The following is a 15,171-nucleotide window of genomic DNA, read 5'->3' as shown; positions in this document are numbered from 1 at the left end:
GGGGGGAGATCGGTACTGCGTGGCGCGCTCTCGAACCAAACAAATATCGCATCTGTTGAGACTGAGCTTATGGCGCCTAAAGGGGATGCCGCAAACTCCCAACGATCTCCCCCCTTGTGGGGGAGATGTCACGAAGTGACAGAGGGGGGTACGACCCCTCCAAGCTTTCAAAGTCGATGAAAGATTAAAGCCCAATCTCACTCGCCCAAGGCGGATTGGCGCCCGCACGGGAAACCGTCACAGCCGCTGCCTTGGCGCCAAGCGCCAGCGCATCCCGCAACGCTTTCTCGTCCAGCGTGGCGACCTGCGCCTTGGTCAGCAGATTATTCATCTTCAGCGAAGCGAGGATACCAGCATCGAAGGTATCGCCGGCGCCGACCGTGTCGACCACGGTAACGCGTTCGCTCGGAACCGAGACCTTTAGCGACTTGGTGTAGCCTGTCGCCCCCTCGGCGCCCTTGGTGACGACCACCAGCTTGGCGCCCTGGTTCAGCCAATGAGCGGCGAGTTCATCATGGTTTCCGGCAATGCCGAACCATTCCAGGTCTTCATCGGAGAATTTCAGGATATCGGACATGGCGGCCATGCGGCTAATGCGACCCATATGCGCCTGCTTGTCCTTGATGAAGCCGGGACGGATGTTCGGATCGAGCGAGATCACCCGGCTTTGATATTCGCGCTTCATCAGCGCCTCATAGGTCGCGCCGCACGGATCGGGGATCAGGCTGATGGCGCCGAAATGCAGGGCCTCGCAATCATCGCCCAGCGTCGGCAGATCGGCCTCGGTGATCATCCGGCCGGCGGAGCCTTCGTCGTAGAAGGCATAGGTCGCCTGGCCGTTGACCAGCTTGACGAAAGCGATCGTGCTCGGACGGGGAGCGATGGCGCAATAGCTATAGTCCACCTTGGCGGCGCCAAGCGTCTCCCGCAGGATCTCGCCCATCATGTCGTCGGCAATGCCGGTGAAGAAACCGGTCGGCACGCCGAGACGGCCAAGCGCAATCGCGGTGTTGAAGATCGCGCCGCCGGCATAGGGCGCAAAGGCTTTTTCACCCAGCGTCGTCTCCCGCGGCAACATGTCGATCAAAGCTTCGCCACAGCACAATATCATTCCGGCCTCCTGGAGAGCGCGTCTATCGGTCTAGTTCCGTAAATCGATTAGATAAATTCTTGGCAAAAGCAAAGTGTCACTTTGTTGCCAGTTCCGCCACGCCGCCGTTGCGGCCGGACCAGGCGAGTGGTGCATTGAGGAAAGCTTCCACTTCCTCGAGCGTCTTGTCGTCGAACAGCTTCTGTTCCTTGGCGACGGCGAGCACGTTGCGCCAGGTGGCGATATGGTGCAGGCGAACCTTGCCGTTTGCAAACCGTGCCTCGGCCTCGGGGAAGATGCCGTAGTAAAACAGCGCCATGCCGTGATCGACGATGCCGCCGGCAGCGCGGATGGCATCGATGAAGGTGAACATGCTGCCGCCGGCCGTCGTCAGGTCCTCGATGACCAGCACGCGCGCACCATCCGGCATATGGCCTTCGATCTGGGAATTGCGGCCATGGCCCTTCGGCTGTTTGCGGACATAGATCATCGGCAGGTTCAGGCGCTCGGCGAGGAATGCGGCAAAGGGGATGCCTGCTGTTTCGCCACCGGCAACGCAATCGAACTGCTCGAAACCGGCATCGCGCATAATGAGGCTGGCGGCGAAGTCCATCACCGTCGAGCGGACGCGCGGATAGGAAATGAGCTTGCGGCAATCGATATAGACTGGGCTCGCCATGCCCGAAGCGAGCTTATAGGGCTTATCGGCGCTGAAGTGCACCGCCTTGATCTCCCAAAGCATCTTCGCCACCAGTTCGGCCATCACGGCGCGGTCGGAAAATGTCATCTGGGTCATGCGGGTCTCCTTGGCTCCTGGGACGTCCCTGCGGCAATAGCAGCTAGCGGCGGCGGTTTCCAGAAGCTTCGGGGGATTTGCACGCGTTCGTTCTCGGCAGCGGCCTTATCCCCGGCTACGCCGCCACTGGCTTCTCCGAAACGTGGGTCGCAGGTATAAGAGAATCATCACATTTTGAAGAGGAGGAGCTTCATGGTGCCGATCACGAATATCGCTCTTATCGCGGCTGCGCTCGGCAGTGGCCTCATCGCCGGTATTTTCTTTGCGTTCTCGACCTTCATCATGCAGGCCTTCGCCCGGCTCCCCGCCGAACAGGGTATCGCCGCCATGCAGTCGATCAACACGACGATCCTGCGCTCGCCCTTCATGGTCGTGTTTCTGCTGACCCTCGCTTTTTCGGTGTTCATCGCCGTGATGGCGATCGTGCATTGGCGAGGCGGTGTCAGCATCCTGATGCTTGCCGGCGCCGCGCTCTATATCGTCACCACGTTTGTCTCGACGATTGTCTTCAATGTCCCGCTAAACGACGCGCTGGACAAGGTCGATGGCCGCACAGCTGAAGCAGCCGAGCTATGGGCAACCTATCTCAGCGATTGGACGAGATGGAACCATCTGCGGACGGCAGCCTCTCTGCTGGCGTCCTGCGCCTTCGTGCGGGCTCTCTTTTAGAGGGTCGCAGGCTTAGCCTTCGACGTCCCAATGCAGCGGGAACATCGGATCGAACACTGTAACGGTGCCTGCTCCGGTTTCGATCTTTTCGGGGAAGGTCACTGATTCCACGCGGCGGATGAGCGTGATCCGCTCCTCGTTGGGCGCCAGCCCGTACCAGGCCGGGCCGTTCAGCGAGGCGAAAGCCTCGAGCTTGTCCAGCGCGCCGTCCTGTTCGAAGACGTGCGCCAGGCAGCTCATCGTATTGATCGAGGTATAGATGCCGGCGCAGCCGCAGGCGCATTCCTTCAGCGGATCGACATGCGGGGCGGAATCCGTACCGAGAAAGAACCTGCTGTCGCCGCTCGTCGCAGCCGCGCGTAGTGCCAGGCGATGGCTTTCGCGCTTGGCGACCGGCAGGCAGTAATAATGCGGCCGGATACCGCCAACGAGGATGGCGTTGCGGTTGATGATCAGGTGATGGGTGGTAATTGAGCCGGCGAGATTGGCCTTGGCCGACTTGATATAGTCGATGCCATCAGAGGTCGTCACATGTTCCATGGTGACCTTCAGCTCCGGCAGGCGCTGGCGCAGCGGGTCGAGCACGGTTTCGATAAAGACGGCCTCGCGGTCGAAAATATCCACCTCCGGCGTCGTCACTTCGCCATGGACGCAAAGCGGCAGGCCGATCTTCGCCATGCGCTCCAGCGTCGGCATTGCCTTATCGAGATTGCGCACGCCGCCGTGGGAGTTGGTCGTCGCACCCGCCGGATAGAGCTTGACGGCGGTGATGAGGCCGCTCTTCTTGCCCTCTTCGACATCGTCGGGATTGGTGTGCTCGGTGAGATAAAGCGTCATCAGCGGCTGGAAGCGATCACCGGCCGGCAACGCTTTCAGAATGCGCTCGCGATAGGCCGTGGCATCGGCCGTGGTGACGACCGGCGGCACCAGGTTCGGCATGATGATGGCGCGGGCGAAATGCCTTGAGGTATCGCCGATCACGCCTTCCAGCATGGCGCCATCGCGCAGGTGCAGATGCCAATCGTCGGGGCGGCGGATGGTGAGCTTTTGCATGGGCGCGAACCTCTGGATGGTCTCATGGTGTCGCGCTTCGATAGCACCAACCGCTATCGCAAAACAATCGCCTATGCCACGGAAATGATACCGGGCTCAGTCCTGAACGATATCGACGGTGGCATCGGCGGGGCGACGGTTTTCCAGGATCAGGCGGCCATTGGGCAGATCGTTGCCGTAGACCTTTTCGCGGGCGGCCTCGTCGTCGAGTTCATAGCCCTTCCAGCGATCCCATAGCCGCTGCTCCAGGACTTCCATGGGGGGCGCGAGCATGATCGAATAGTCGAACATGCCTTCCAGCTCCGCCCATTTGCCCTGGCTGAGAAGCAGGTAATTGCCCTCGATGACGATGAAGCGATGATCGGGCGAGACGATGCGGGCCGAGGCGATGGCAAGCTCGCGCGAGCGGTCGAAAACCGGCACCAGCACCTCCTGATCGGCAGCCCGCACCGCCTTGACGATATCGAGAAAGGCGCGCACGTCAAAGCTTTCGGGCACGCCCTTGCGCTTCAGCAGGCCCTTTTCGATCAGGACGGCATTGTCCATGTGGAAACCGTCCATCGGCAGGACCTCGGCGCTTTCGCCCTTGGCCCTCAGTGCTTCGGCCACCTTATCGGCCAAGGTCGATTTGCCGGCGCCGGGCGGGCCTGCGATGGCCACCAGGAACCGTCTTGTATCGCCGGCGCGCGCGATGATCTCGCCGGCGATGTCCTCGAGCGTGGAACTCATGCGGCGACGGTCTCCGGCGGCGCCTTGGCGCCGGTCATGAAGGCGACGGCATCGGACATGGTGTATTCCTTCGGATTGATCACGGTCAGCCGGCGTCCGAGACGGTGGATATGGATACGATCCGCCACCTCGAAGACATGCGGCATATTGTGCGAGATCAACACGATCGGCAAGCCGCGCGAGCGCACGTCGAGGATCAACTCCAGCACCTTGCGGCTTTCCTTGACACCGAGGGCCGCCGTCGGCTCGTCCATGATGACGACCTTGGAGCCAAAGGCGGCGGCACGCGCCACCGCCACGCCCTGACGCTGGCCGCCGGAGAGCGTTTCCACCGCCTGATTGATGTTCTGGATGGTCATCAGGCCGAGTTCGGTCAGCTTGTCGCGGGCGCGCTTTTCCATTGCCGGCCGATCGAGCATGCGGAACACGGAGCCGAGGACGCCTGGCTTGCGGATCTCGCGACCGAGGAACATGTTGTCCGCAATCGAGAGCGCCGGCGACAATGCCAGGTTCTGGTAGACCGTTTCGATACCGGCCTCGCGCGCTTCCATCGGCGACCTGAAATGGACAGCCTTGCCTTCCAGCTTGATCTCACCTTCATCGGGTGTGACCGCGCCGGAAATCGCCTTGATCAGCGAGGATTTTCCGGCGCCGTTGTCGCCGATGACGGCTAGGATTTCGCCGGGATAGAGATCGAAATCGGCGTTGTCGAGCGCGGTCACGCGTCCATAGCGCTTGACGAGGCCACGCGCGGTGAGAAGGGGTTCGCCAGTCGTGGTCATGCCGATACCTTTCTGATCCATTGATCGATCGCGACGGCGCCGATAATCAGCACACCCGTCAGGAGGACCTTCCACTGCGGATCGGCTCCGAGCATGTTGAGGCCCATGGAAACGACGCCGACGATCATGGCGCCGAAGAGCGTACCAAGGATCGAGCCACGGCCGCCGAAGAGCGAGATGCCGCCGATCACGGTCGCAGTAATTGCCTGAAGATTGAAGTCCGTCACCGCCGAAGACGGCGAGACCGAGCCATTACGGCCGATCGAAACCCAGGCGGCGAAGGCCGCGATCAGTCCCGAGACGCCATAGACGGCAAGCAGCACCTTCTTGGTCTGGATGCCCGACAGCTTTGCCGCTTCCGGATCATCGCCGACCGCATAGACATGCCGGCCCCAGGCGGTGTGATTGAGAATGTACCACAGGCCCACCACCAGCAGCACCATGGCGATGACGCCGAGGGTCAGCACCGCGCCGCCGAGCCGGAAGCTGACCGCGAAGAGATGCAGGAGCGGCGCCTTTTCATCGACGTCGGTGTCGCGGATGGTTTCATTGGCGGAATAGATGAAATTCGTCGCCATGACGATGTTCCAGGTGCCGAGCGTCACGATGAACGGCGGCAGCTTCATGTTGGCGACGAGGAAACCATTGAGCAATCCACAAAGGCCGCCCGCAGCCATGCCGGCGATAATGGCGACCGGCGTCGGCAAGCCGTAAGTGACGGCGACATTGCCCATGACGACGGAGGAAATCACCATGATCACGCCGATCGACAGATCGATGCCGGCGGTCAGGATCACCAGCGTCTGCGCCGCAGCGAGAATGCCGACGATGGCGATCTGCTGCAGGATCAGCGTCAAGGTGTAGGCGGAGAAGAAGCGCCCGCCGATGGCAAAGCCAAAGATGATGATCGCCATCACCAATACGATCAACGGCACGGCGGCCGGCGTCGAATGCAAGAAATGCTGCATGCGTTTGAGAAGAGAGACATCCTGGTGCTCAAACGAGGCAACGTTCTTGTCGCTGCCGTCGAGAACACGCTCGAATTCCTGTGCTCCGGTCATTGTATTCCTCCGCTGCCGCGCCGAATTATACGCGGAAACCGCCGGGTGTTGAAACCGGCCGGATCTGAGGTCCGGCCGGCGTTGATGTCAGGAAGGCATGGCCGCGAACCGAAGGACCGCTTCAGCGAAAAATGTGAAGCGGCTCTCGGGTCGGATCATGCCAAATTCAGGATGAGGCTTAGCCCCAGCACTTTGCCGTGCCTTCCTTGGTGTCGATCGACTTCAGGCCGGAAACCGGCTTGTCGGTCACCAGCGAGACGCCGGTGTCGAAGAAGGACTTGCCTTCGGTCGGCTTCGGCTTTTCGCCGGTATCGGCGAACTTCTTGATCGCCTCGACGCCGAGGGCTGCCATCATCAGCGGATATTGCTGCGAGGTGGCGCCGATCACGCCTTCCTTGACAGACTTGACGCCCGGGCAACCGCCGTCAACCGACACGATCAGAACCTGCTTTTCCAAGCCGACGGCCTTCAGAGCCTGATAGGCGCCGACAGCGGCCGGTTCGTTGATCGTGTGGATGACGTTGATGCTCGAATCCTTCTGCAGGAGGTTTTCCATGGCCTTGCGGCCACCTTCCTCGTTGCCGTTGGTAACGTCATGGCCGACGATGCGCGGATCGGTTTCGTCGCCGATCTTGTTCGGATCCTTCGGGTCGATGCCGAAGCCGATCATGAAGCCCTGGTCGCGCAGCACGTCGACGGAAGGCTGCGACGGCGTCAGGTCGAGGAAGCCGATCTTGGCGTCCTTGGCCTTGTCGCCGAGCGTCTTGTTGGCCCATTCGCCGATCAGCTTGCCGGCGAGAAGGTTGTCGGTGGCGAAGGTCGCGTCGGCAGCGTCAGCCGGCTCCAGAGGCGTGTCGAGCGCGATGACCAGCAGGCCGGCGTCGCGTGCCTTCTTGACCGAGGAAACGATGCCCTTGGTGTCGGAAGCGGTGATCAGAATGCCCTTGGCACCGCTGGCGATGCAGCTTTCAATAGCGGCAACCTGGCTTTCGCTGTCACCGTCGATCTTGCCGGCATAGGACTTCAGCGTCACGCCGAGTTCCTTGGCCTTGGCGGTCGCACCTTCCTTCATCTTGACGAAGAAGGGGTTGGTGTCGGTTTTGGTGATCAGGCAGGCGGAAACATCGGCAGCCTTGGCCGGCGCGGCAAAAGCGACGCCGATCGCCAGAGCGGCGAGTGCTGCGGAAATAACAGATTTCTTCATTCAATCCTCCCAAGATTTGAAAAACCGGGATCCCCCGGCCACTCCGGCTCGCACTGAGTCCGGCTTCAAGACGTGCCATGTCCGTTTAGATTTCTTCCCGCTGGACCGCCTCCAAGGCCATGCGCACATCCCCGACGAGACATATCTGACCCTAAAGATTTCGCCCTGTCAATAAATAAATCCGATTGAATTATTAATCTGATGTGGCATTTTGATGAAAAATAGGGCATGGCCATGATGGAAGGAGGGCCAATGTCTCCCCCGCAAGATCCTGAGGAAACGCCGACATCACCCTTGATTCTCGACCCCAGCGGGGGTGCGAATCAGGTTCGCGTCCGCGCGCATAACGAACGGCTGGTGCTGTCGCTCGTGCGCCGCCACGGCGCTTTGTCGAAAGCCGACATCGCCCGGCGCAGCGGCCTGTCGGCGCAGACCGTCTCCGTCATCATGCGGGCGCTGGAGAAGGACGGGCTGCTGTCGCGCGGCGAACCGGTACGCGGGCGGGTCGGGCAGCCTTCCATTCCGATGCGGCTCAATCCGGATGCGGTGCTCTCCTTCGGCGTCAAGATCGGCCGGCGCAGCGCCGACCTCGTGCTGATGGATTTCGTCGGGCAGATCCGGATGCAGCTTCATCAGATCTATCCCTATCCGCTGCCGCAGGACATCCTGTCCTTTGTCACCTCGGGCATCCAGGAACTCGAATCGCGCCTCAACACCGAGGAACGCGGCAGGCTTGCCGGGCTTGGCATCGCGGCGCCCTTCGAGCTCTGGAACTGGGCGGAGGAGGTCGGTGCGCCTGATGGCGCGATGGAGGTCTGGCGCGGTGTCGACCTGCAGGCAGAAATCGCCGCCCGCGTGCCCTATCCCGTCTATTTGCAGAACGACGCCACCAGCGCCTGCGGAGCGGAGCTCGTCTTCGGCGTCGGCCCGCATTATCCTGATTTCGTCTATTTTTTCATCGGCTCCTTCCTCGGCGGCGGCATCGTACTGAATTCGTCTATCTTCGTCGGACGAACCGGAACCGCCGGGGCGCTCGGCCCCCTGCCCGTACGCGGGCGCAACGGCGAAACCCTTCAGCTGCTCGAGATCGCCTCGATCTTCGTACTGGAAAATCTGCTGCGCGATCACGGCTTCGATCCACAGCCGCTCTGGTATTCGGCGGACAATTGGATCGATTTCGGCGAACCGCTGGAAATCTGGATCCAGGAGACGGCCAAGGCGTTGGCGCAGGCAATCGTTGCCGCCGCCTCGGTCATCGATTTCAGCGCCGCCGTCATCGATGGCGGTTTTCCAAACTGGGTGCGCGAACGGGTCGTGCGCGCCACCATCAAGGAAGCCGCCGAGCTCGACCTGCAGGGCGTCGTCATGCCCGAAATCATCGAAGGTATGGTGGGGCCGCAGGCGCGCGCCATCGGCGGCGCCAGCCTGCCGATCTTCGCACGCTACCTCATCGATCAAAACATCCTCTTCAAGGAGATAGAGCATGCTGAAGGGCATTGACCCGCTATTGAGCCCCGAGCTGTTGGCGACGTTGCGCGCCATGGGCCATGGCGACGAAATCGCCCTCGTCGACGGCAATTATCCCGGTCTCGAACACGCCCGCCGCCTTATCCGTCTCGACGGTCACGGCGTCGTCCGCGTGCTCGACGCCGTGCTCAGCGTCCTGCCGATCGACGATTTCGTACCGCAGGCGATCTTCCGCGCGACGGTCAGGCAGGACCGCGATGCCATCGATCCGGTGCACGCGGAGATGATCGAGGTCTGCGCCCGGCATGTCCCCGACATCAAGGTCGTGCCGCTGCTGCCGGCGGATTTCTACGAGCGGGTGAAGCAGACGCACGCGCTGGTGCAGACCAGCGAACCGAGGCTTTATGGAAACATCATTCTGCGCAAGGGCGTGATTTATCCGGGATAGTTTTTAGATCTCTCCTGCCAACGGCCCCCAGACATCCGTCAACGCAAAGCCATTCGCCATCGGATCGAACGGATCGAGCGCCACCTGGCTGAGACCGAAGGTGAAACCGCGGCCGGTGATGGTGGGGATGATGGCGGGTTTGCCGGCGACTTCGGTCTCCGCCTGCAGGCCGACCTCGAATTCCGAGCCGATGATCGAGCGGGATTTGAAGACATCGCCGACCCTGGCCTTGCCGCGCGCATGCAGCGTCGCCAGATTGGCGGAATTGCCGGTGCCGCAGGGCGAGCGATCGGCACGGCCGGGCCACATGGTCGTGCAGGTTCGGATCGCACCATCGGCATCGATATCGCGGAACATCACATAGGCGACGCCGGAGATCGCCGGAATTTCCGGATGGACGACCGGGACTGTGCGGTTGATCAGCTCCTTGAGGACCATGCCCGCCTGGACCAGCGATGCGGCATTCGCCTTTCCGATCGTCAGGCCGATCTGGCCGACATCGACCAGCGCATAGAAGATGCCGCCATAGCAGAGATCTAGCTTGATCCTGCCCCATTGCGGCGTATCGATCCCGACATCCAGCTCATGCACGAAGGACGGCACCATGGTAAGGCGGACCTTCTCGCAGCGGCCGTCGCGGCAGGTGGCGGTCGCGCGCACCAGACCGGCGGCGGTCTCGAGCGTCACCACCGTTTCCGGCTCCTTCATCTCGACGATGCCGGATTCGAGCAGTGCCGTGGTCACGCAGATGGAGTTGGAGCCGGAGCTCGCATGCGCCTGATCCGGCTGCAGGATGATGAAAGCGGCGTCGGCATCAGGATGCCTGGCCGGCAGCAGCAGGTTGACCGAGCCGATCGGTGCGCCGCGCGGCTCCAGCACCAGGAAGCGGCGCAGTTCCTCGCCTTTCGGATCGGTGTTCAGCCAGTGCAATTGCTCGGCGACCGTATTGCCAGGGATCTTCGGCACGCCGCCGATGGCGACCCTGCCGATTTCACCCTCGCAATGGACATCCAGCAACTGGATCGTGCGCTTCCATCTCATCTCGGTAACTCCAATCAGACGTGACGGGTGACGCCGCCGTCGACGCGGATATTCTGGCCGGTGATATAGCCGGCGCCGTCGGAGAGCAGGAAGGCCGCCGTCTTGGCGATCTCGCTCATCAGGCCGATGCGCTTCATCGGCACCTTGTCGGCGGTTTCCGGCTTGTGGTTGAGGCTGTCGATATAGCCGGGCAGGATGCAGTTCATGCGGATATTGTCGGCCGCATAACGATCCGAATAGAGCTTGGTGAAGGCCCCCGCGGCGGCGCGATAGGTGCAGGAGACCGGGAAGACCAGCGTCGGCTCATAAGCCGCGAAGGTGGTGATGTTGACGAAGGCGCCCTTGCCCTGCTTCTGCATGACCGGCGTCACCAGCCGCGCCATGCGCACCAGCGACAGGATCATCATGTCGGAGCCGAGCGTCCAGTTCTCGTCGGTGATATCGAGCAGATCGCCCTTCGGCGGATGGCCGGTATGGTTGACCACGGCATCGATGCGGCCATAGCTCTTCATCGTCAGATCGAAGATCGCCTGGATATCCTCGGCCTTTTCGGCGACGCCGCGCGAGGCGACGCCACCAAGTTCAGCCGCCAATTTTTCGCAGCTTTCCGAGGGCGACATCAGCGCCAGGCGATAGCCGCCGGCTGCAAGTTCACGAGCGATTGCCTCGCCCATTCCACGGCCGCCGCCGGTGATCAGCGCGACGGGCTTTTCGGTTTCGGACATTTGTTTCCTCCTAGTAGCGATTGATACGGAACGGGGTCATGTCGACCTCAGGTGTCATGCCGGTCATCATATCGGCCATCAGCCGCGCTGTCGTCGCCGAAAAGGTGAGCCCCAGATGGCCATGGCCGGTGGCGTACCAGACGCCGGACACACGCGATGACGGCGAAATGATCGGGATCGTGTCGGGCAGCGCAGGGCGATGGCCCATCCAGTCCTTGGCGTCTTCCACCTGCAGGCCGGGCAGTGCCCGCTGGGCGTGGCGGACAAGGACGCGCGGGCGGCGAAAATCCGGGCGCGCATCGAGGCCGGCCAGCTCGACATTGCCGCCAACGCGGATGCCGCCGGCCGTCGGTGTCACCATGAAGGCGCGATGCGGCCAGATGATCGAATAGCGCATGGCGATGCCGGGCTTCATGATCTGCGTGTGATAGCCGCGCTCGGTCTCGAGCGGTATCGGCTCGCCAAGTGCCGAAGCAATAAACCGCGTACGGACGCCGGCGGCAAGCACGACATCATTGGCCTCCAGCCGCCGCCCATCCTCGAAAAGCACCGTCACGACGCCCTTTGCCTGTCGCTCGACGGTTCTCACAGTACCGGAGGCAAAGGTGGTGCCGAGAGCCCTTGCAGCCTCCACCAGCTTGAGGACGAGCTGATAGGGATCGCGGATCGACTTGTTGTCCGGCAGCAGCACCGCCTTGGCGATATCGGGCGACAGTGCCGGTTCGTAATCGCGGATTTCCGCGCCGGAGAGAATTTTGTGTTCCAGACCGTAACGCCGCAGCAGCTCAATATGGGCACGGTCACCGGCGAATTCGGATTCGGTCTCGTAGATGGCGAGACATCCCTCCTCCGTCATCAGATCCGGCGCGTCGAGTGTATCGAGCATCGCCCTGAAATCACCGAGAGCATAGCGCGACAGGCTCATGCCGGCATCCTCGATCTCTCTCAATCGCGACGGACGACCGGCCGCAATGAAGCGCAGGAACCAGGGCAGCATTTTGGGGGCGTAGGAAGGTCTCAGCCAGACCGGGCCTTCCGGGTCCAGCAGCCAGCGGGGAATTTTTGCCCAGGTGGACGGGCCGGAACCAGCGGCGAAATCGAGCGCGATGCTCGCCATATTGCCGAAGGAGGCGCCCTCGCCCGGTTCGTCCTTGTCGACAAGCGTCACCTGCCGACCGCGCCGTTGTAATTCGAAGGCGATCGCCGCGCCGATGATCCCGGCGCCGACAACGACGACCGTACGCTTGTTTTCGTCCATTCCCAAAGTCCGTCCGCAGAGCACCGCAACATGCGATAAGGCACGACTCTGTGATATATCAGATCACGAGAGGTGGCTATGATGTTTTTCGGAAGTGCTGCGGGCGCGACCTATTGGTTGAGCGCCGCGCCGACATTGCTGCTCGTCGTTGTCACGCTGTCGCCAACGGAACCGACGGTGTTGCCGGCGGATGCGCCGACACGCCGCAGCTGCTCGCCATAGTTCCGGCGGGTGCGCGGATCGAAGATGGCGATCGGCGCGCTGACGGCGGCGCTCGCCGCACTGCCGACCGTCTGTGCCGCACCGAGGGCAACGGCGCCGACCGCATCGCCAATGCCGACATCGGAATCGGTGATGGTCTGCCCGGCGATCAGCCGGTCACCAATCAGTCGCACCACTTCCGGGCTTTCGGCGAATTTGCCATGGTTCAGCCCATCGCCGGTCTTGAGCTTGGTGAGATCGAGCACGGTGATGCCCTGTTTTTCCAACTCGCTGCGATAGGGTTCGACGGTTGGGTCGATCTGGCCGAGGCGATCGACATTGCCGGAAATACGGCGCGACAGCGACAGCGCCCGGTCATCACGCGAGACGAATAGGGTGAAATGCGGCTTGTCCTTGCCGAGGGCGGCGAATTGCTGACCGAAAACATCGACGTCGAGGTCGGGAGAGGCAAGAATGACGTTGGTGATCTTCGGCGCGACGCGGCCGTCGCGGATGGCCATCTGCCGGAGAGCTTCAACGGCAAGCCAGGTGCCCATGGAATGGGCCATGACCGTGATATCGCCGACAGCAGGATCGGAAGCGGCGCGGTGCAGCATCTCTTCCAGCGCATCGCGGGAATAGTTGGTGCTTTCCTTGTCGTAGGCGTAATCAAAAATGCTGGCGCGCGACGGCCAGGTGAAAACGACCGGCGCGACATCGGCATGGGAATCATGGACGATCTGGGCGAAGCGGTAGACGGCGTCCTCGTAGGTATTGTTGAAGCCATGCACGAAGATCAGGACCCGCTTGTTCTTCGGCAGATGCGGGCGCAGCCAGGAGTGAACGTCGGCTTCGGTCGGCAGCGGTCGGACGGCGGTGGTGACGAAATTCTTCAGGGGATCGCCGGGCAGCCTGCTCGGCCATTGCACCTGTCCGACCTTGCGATTGGCTTCCGGCGGGATCGAGATGCTGACGGCGTCCACCTTCAGCCCCGTGCCGCGCTCGCCGGAAAACAGGATCGCCGGATCCTTGTCCGGCAGTCGGGTGGTGGCGACCATCAGCTCGACTTTAGTGGTACCTGGCACATTTTCCGCGATCGGCTGCATGACGCCGACCGGGCGGCCACAGGCCGTCAAAGAGAGTGCTGCGACAACGGCGATAGCCCGGAAGATTGTCCTTCCCCATTGGCCGGCATCTTCCATACGCTGCATTACACCCAACCTCATCGTCGCAAGTCCAACGTGGCCGCCACTCTACGCATGAGGGATGATGGTGCAAGCCGCCTTCGCGGTTCCGACCCATATGAACCAGTGCTAATTCATAACAGCGAGGCAAAGAAGCAACGGTTGCCGAAACCGTCGGGGGGACGCTTGCGAAAGCATGGAAAATAAAAAGAGCCCGATGCGGGAGGAGGATGCATCGGGCTCTTGATCCGGATTGGCAACAGGGAGGAGGAGAGTTGCCAATCGATGAAGGAGCGCTGGGAGGAGGAGATGCGCTGCCTTCGAGAGGAGAGATATAATCGCGGGACCGAGATGAACAGGCAATCTTCCGCAATGCAGCAATGCAAGAAACGCAATGCTTTTAATAGCAACCACCTAAAATACCGCATATCTCGGGTATTTCCAGCATTCATCCGCCTATTTTACAGCCGCAAAATGTTGAAAGAGGTGATTCACATAATCGTGATCCCTCACTTTCGGGACGCGGTCGTCAAGCGTGACCGCGTCCTCGCGACAGGCGGCTCAAGCGGCGGCAAATGCCTTCTTGCCTTCGGCATCCAGCGCCGCAAACTCTTCATCCGACAGGGTGATGTTGACGGCGGCCGTATTCTCCTCGAGATGCTTGACCTTCGAGGTGCCAGGGATCGGCAGCATCACCGGGCTGCGCTTCAGAACCCAGGCAAGCGCGATCTGGCTCGGGGCAGCTCCGTGCTTCTTGGCGATGGTGTCAAGCAGCGAGCCTTCCTTGGCGAGTTCACCCGATGCCAGCGGGAACCAGGGGATGAAGCCGATAGTGTGCTTTTCGCAATAGTCGAGCACGTCTTCGCTGGTGCGGTCGATCAGATTGTAGCGGTTCTGCACCGTCGCGACCTTGAAATATTTCGAGGCGGCGTCGATATCGGCAACCGATACTTCGCTAAGGCCCGCATGGCGAATGATCTTGGCGTCCAACAGCGACTTGATGGCGTCGAACTGTTCGGCGGCCGGCACCTTGGGATCGATGCGGTGAAGCTGCCAAAGATCGATCTGCTCGAGGCCGAGATTGCGCAGGCTCTTATGCGCCTGCTGGATGAGATATTCCGGACGCCCCACAGGAATCCATTCTCCGGGGCCGGTCCGCGTCAGGCCGCCCTTGGTGGCGACAACCACCTTCTTGTCGTAGGGATAGAGCGCTTCCTTGATCAGGCGCTCGGAGACGTCCGGACCGTAGGAATCGGCTGTGTCGATGAAATCGATGCCGAGTTCCGGCAGGCGCTTGAGGGTGCGGATGGATTCAGCGTGATCATCCGGCTCGCCCCATATGCCGTAGCCGGTAACGCGCATGGCGCCGAAACCGAGACGATTGACGGTGAGATCGCCGTCGATCTTGAATTGACCGGACTTGGCTGCGTTCAAATCTGACATGCTTTTGGTCCCTTGCACTT

15 protein-coding genes are annotated in these 15,171 nt (G+C 61.6%); 3 read left to right on the top strand and 12 right to left on the bottom strand.

Going from position 1 to position 15,171, the window contains the following annotated elements; genetic code table 11:
- Window positions 1–184: 184 nt before the first annotated feature.
- A complete protein-coding gene (locus RRH01S_RS20695; RefSeq protein WP_007695521.1) occupies window positions 185–1,111 on the bottom strand; it encodes a carbohydrate kinase family protein in 927 nt (308 codons plus the stop codon).
- 76 nt (window positions 1,112–1,187) lie between these two features.
- Complete coding sequence (locus RRH01S_RS20690; protein ID WP_007695520.1) at window positions 1,188–1,886, bottom strand: orotate phosphoribosyltransferase; 699 nt, start codon at window positions 1,884–1,886, stop codon at window positions 1,188–1,190.
- 192 nt (window positions 1,887–2,078) lie between these two features.
- On the opposite strand from RRH01S_RS20690, the gene RRH01S_RS20685 reads away from it, so the two are divergent.
- Entirely contained in the window at window positions 2,079–2,555 is a 477-nt protein-coding gene (locus tag RRH01S_RS20685) for an anthrone oxygenase family protein (protein WP_034520179.1), read from the top strand.
- 12 nt (window positions 2,556–2,567) lie between these two features.
- On the opposite strand, the gene pyrC is transcribed toward RRH01S_RS20685, so the two are convergent.
- The 5 genes from pyrC to RRH01S_RS20660 form a co-directional block, all read right to left on the bottom strand.
- The gene (pyrC, locus tag RRH01S_RS20680) at window positions 2,568–3,608 is read right to left on the bottom strand and encodes a dihydroorotase (RefSeq protein WP_007695518.1); all 1,041 of its coding nucleotides are present in this window, start codon (window positions 3,606–3,608) and stop codon (window positions 2,568–2,570) included.
- 96 nt (window positions 3,609–3,704) lie between these two features.
- Window positions 3,705–4,337 (bottom strand): nucleoside triphosphate hydrolase, encoded by a 633-nt coding sequence (locus RRH01S_RS20675; RefSeq protein ID WP_012650898.1) that lies wholly within the window; start codon window positions 4,335–4,337, stop codon window positions 3,705–3,707.
- Window positions 4,334–5,140 carry an ATP-binding cassette domain-containing protein gene (locus RRH01S_RS20670; RefSeq protein ID WP_012650897.1) on the bottom strand — a complete coding sequence of 269 codons (807 nt, stop codon included), beginning with the start codon at window positions 5,138–5,140 and terminating at the stop codon, window positions 4,334–4,336. Before RRH01S_RS20670 ends, RRH01S_RS20675 begins: the two co-directional genes overlap by 4 nt.
- Window positions 5,116–6,180 (bottom strand): ABC transporter permease, encoded by a 1,065-nt coding sequence (locus tag RRH01S_RS20665; protein WP_007695515.1) that lies wholly within the window; start codon window positions 6,178–6,180, stop codon window positions 5,116–5,118. Before RRH01S_RS20665 ends, RRH01S_RS20670 begins: the two co-directional genes overlap by 25 nt.
- A 178-nt stretch (window positions 6,181–6,358) precedes the next feature.
- Window positions 6,359–7,384 carry a sugar ABC transporter substrate-binding protein gene (locus tag RRH01S_RS20660; protein WP_007695513.1) on the bottom strand — a complete coding sequence of 342 codons (1,026 nt, stop codon included), beginning with the start codon at window positions 7,382–7,384 and terminating at the stop codon, window positions 6,359–6,361.
- Between the two features lie 252 nt (window positions 7,385–7,636).
- On the opposite strand from RRH01S_RS20660, the gene RRH01S_RS20655 reads away from it, so the two are divergent.
- Both RRH01S_RS20655 and RRH01S_RS20650 read left to right on the top strand, forming a co-directional pair.
- Window positions 7,637–8,884, top strand: a complete 1,248-nt coding sequence (locus tag RRH01S_RS20655) for an ROK family transcriptional regulator (protein ID WP_007695511.1) — start codon at window positions 7,637–7,639, stop codon at window positions 8,882–8,884.
- The gene (locus tag RRH01S_RS20650) at window positions 8,868–9,299 is read left to right on the top strand and encodes an RbsD/FucU family protein (protein WP_007695509.1); all 432 of its coding nucleotides are present in this window, start codon (window positions 8,868–8,870) and stop codon (window positions 9,297–9,299) included. Before RRH01S_RS20655 ends, RRH01S_RS20650 begins: the two co-directional genes overlap by 17 nt.
- 3 nt (window positions 9,300–9,302) lie before the next feature.
- Here the strand turns inward: RRH01S_RS20650 and RRH01S_RS20645 are convergent, their stop codons facing one another.
- The 5 genes from RRH01S_RS20645 to RRH01S_RS20625 form a co-directional block, all read right to left on the bottom strand.
- On the bottom strand, window positions 9,303–10,340 hold the full coding sequence (locus tag RRH01S_RS20645; RefSeq protein WP_007695507.1) for a 4-hydroxyproline epimerase: 1,038 nt from the start codon (window positions 10,338–10,340) through the stop codon (window positions 9,303–9,305).
- Window positions 10,341–10,354: 14 nt separating this feature from the next.
- The gene (locus RRH01S_RS20640) at window positions 10,355–11,065 is read right to left on the bottom strand and encodes an SDR family oxidoreductase (protein ID WP_012650894.1); all 711 of its coding nucleotides are present in this window, start codon (window positions 11,063–11,065) and stop codon (window positions 10,355–10,357) included.
- Window positions 11,066–11,075: 10 nt separating this feature from the next.
- Window positions 11,076–12,323: an NAD(P)/FAD-dependent oxidoreductase gene (locus tag RRH01S_RS20635; protein WP_007695503.1), complete on the bottom strand. Its 1,248-nt coding sequence runs from the start codon at window positions 12,321–12,323 to the stop codon at window positions 11,076–11,078.
- A gap of 110 nt (window positions 12,324–12,433) precedes the next feature.
- A complete protein-coding gene (locus tag RRH01S_RS20630) occupies window positions 12,434–13,735 on the bottom strand; it encodes an alpha/beta hydrolase (RefSeq protein WP_374188760.1) in 1,302 nt (433 codons plus the stop codon).
- Between the two features lie 534 nt (window positions 13,736–14,269).
- Window positions 14,270–15,151 carry an aldo/keto reductase gene (locus RRH01S_RS20625; RefSeq protein ID WP_007695499.1) on the bottom strand — a complete coding sequence of 294 codons (882 nt, stop codon included), beginning with the start codon at window positions 15,149–15,151 and terminating at the stop codon, window positions 14,270–14,272.
- Between the last annotated feature and the right edge of the window lie 20 nt (window positions 15,152–15,171).

This window comes from Rhizobium rhizogenes NBRC 13257, assembly GCF_000696095.1.
Classification (GTDB): domain Bacteria; phylum Pseudomonadota; class Alphaproteobacteria; order Rhizobiales; family Rhizobiaceae; genus Rhizobium; species Rhizobium rhizogenes.
The sequence above is the reverse complement of the archived record's forward strand: the minus strand, read 5'-3'. Positions and strand labels throughout refer to the sequence as shown.

What these genes read in the sequence shown, in the direction of transcription:
- RRH01S_RS20675 (WP_012650898.1), bottom strand. Translation starts at nt 4,337, where the DNA reads ATGAGTTCCACGCTCGAGGACATCGCCGGCGAGATCATCGCGCGCGCC.
- RRH01S_RS20640 (WP_012650894.1), bottom strand. Translation starts at nt 11,065, where the DNA reads ATGTCCGAAACCGAAAAGCCCGTCGCGCTGATCACCGGCGGCGGCCGT.
- RRH01S_RS20650 (WP_007695509.1), top strand. Translation starts at nt 8,868, where the DNA reads ATGCTGAAGGGCATTGACCCGCTATTGAGCCCCGAGCTGTTGGCGACG.
- RRH01S_RS20655 (WP_007695511.1), top strand. Translation starts at nt 7,637, where the DNA reads ATGTCTCCCCCGCAAGATCCTGAGGAAACGCCGACATCACCCTTGATT.
- RRH01S_RS20670 (WP_012650897.1), bottom strand. Translation starts at nt 5,140, where the DNA reads ATGGATCAGAAAGGTATCGGCATGACCACGACTGGCGAACCCCTTCTC.
- RRH01S_RS20690 (WP_007695520.1), bottom strand. Translation starts at nt 1,886, where the DNA reads ATGACCCAGATGACATTTTCCGACCGCGCCGTGATGGCCGAACTGGTG.
- RRH01S_RS20645 (WP_007695507.1), bottom strand. Translation starts at nt 10,340, where the DNA reads ATGAGATGGAAGCGCACGATCCAGTTGCTGGATGTCCATTGCGAGGGT.
- RRH01S_RS20625 (WP_007695499.1), bottom strand. Translation starts at nt 15,151, where the DNA reads ATGTCAGATTTGAACGCAGCCAAGTCCGGTCAATTCAAGATCGACGGC.
- RRH01S_RS20630 (WP_374188760.1), bottom strand. Translation starts at nt 13,735, where the DNA reads ATGCAGCGTATGGAAGATGCCGGCCAATGGGGAAGGACAATCTTCCGG.
- RRH01S_RS20665 (WP_007695515.1), bottom strand. Translation starts at nt 6,180, where the DNA reads ATGACCGGAGCACAGGAATTCGAGCGTGTTCTCGACGGCAGCGACAAG.
- RRH01S_RS20660 (WP_007695513.1), bottom strand. Translation starts at nt 7,384, where the DNA reads ATGAAGAAATCTGTTATTTCCGCAGCACTCGCCGCTCTGGCGATCGGC.
- RRH01S_RS20685 (WP_034520179.1), top strand. Translation starts at nt 2,079, where the DNA reads ATGGTGCCGATCACGAATATCGCTCTTATCGCGGCTGCGCTCGGCAGT.
- RRH01S_RS20695 (WP_007695521.1), bottom strand. Translation starts at nt 1,111, where the DNA reads ATGATATTGTGCTGTGGCGAAGCTTTGATCGACATGTTGCCGCGGGAG.
- pyrC (WP_007695518.1), bottom strand. Translation starts at nt 3,608, where the DNA reads ATGCAAAAGCTCACCATCCGCCGCCCCGACGATTGGCATCTGCACCTG.
- RRH01S_RS20635 (WP_007695503.1), bottom strand. Translation starts at nt 12,323, where the DNA reads ATGGACGAAAACAAGCGTACGGTCGTCGTTGTCGGCGCCGGGATCATC.